Below are 1,063 nucleotides of genomic sequence, written 5' to 3' on the forward strand. Positions count from 1 at the left end.
CCAATCATGTTTTTGCCTAGTGGATGGTTAACTGCCGTTTTTCCACCAACAGAAGAGTCCACTTGGGATAACAGCGTGGTTGGAATTTGAATAAAATCCACGCCACGTTGATAACAAGCGGCAGAAAAACCGACATAAATCACCAATTACACCACCACCTAGTGCGATAACCACAACATCACGGGCAAAGCTTCCCTCGAGAAGAAAGCTCATCACTTGGTTAAAGGTATCTAAACTCTTGTATTGACTCTCCATCAGGCAGTTCAAGCAACGAGGCCTGACAACCTAAAGATTGCAACAAGAAAGAATTTATCCGCATAGAGAGAGCTACGTGACATTGGTAATCACGACCACTTTCTGTCCAGCAGTGAGAGAAGATAGGTGCGCCGAATCTTCAAACAACCCGGCGCCTATTGTGATTGGGTAGCTACGTTCAGCTAAATTGACCGTAATCCGTTCCATGGTTGCACTCCACAATAAWAGAAAGAAAGACTTAACTTAGCTTTCTTCTAGCATTTTTACGATCTGGTTGGCTACCACTTTTGCACTTTGATCGTCAGTGCGAACGGTGTAATCCGCGATCTCTTCGTAAAGAGGGTTACGCTCACCAGCCAGTGATTCTAGTACTTCACGTGGATTATCCGTTTGTAGTAACGGACGTTTTTTTGTCACGGTTAGTACGAGCTAGCTGTTTCTCGATAGTCGTTTCTAGGTATACCACAATACCACGTGCAGAAAGACGATTGCGGTTTTCGCGGCTTYTCGACGCCACCGCCCGTTGCCAAGACGATACCCTGCTCTAGTGTCAGATCATTGATAACCGCTTCTTCACGTTTGTGACCGAACCTCTCACCTTCAACATCAAATACCCAAGAGATGTCAGCGCCTGTACGCTCTTCAATAACAGTATCAGAATCCAAAACTCCATGTGGAGTTGTTGAGCTAGGTATCGACCAATTGTGCTTTTGCCAGCGCCCATTGGGCCAAACAAGGAAAATATTACGTTTCTCAGCCATGTTTAGCAGTAATTTACAACGTTAATTCAATGACATCGCCACAAGAA

At 45.0% G+C, this 1,063-nt stretch carries 2 pseudogenes; both read right to left on the bottom strand.

Annotated features, from left to right (window positions below):
* Positions 1-462: pseudogene (locus CIK04_RS34855) on the bottom strand (3-dehydroquinate synthase); the annotation flags it as partial.
* A gap of 36 nt (positions 463-498) precedes the next feature.
* Positions 499-1,016: pseudogene (gene aroK, locus CIK04_RS29340) on the bottom strand (shikimate kinase AroK).
* Positions 1,017-1,063: the final 47 nt, after the last annotated feature.

This window comes from Vibrio sp. 03_296 (genome assembly GCF_002265885.1).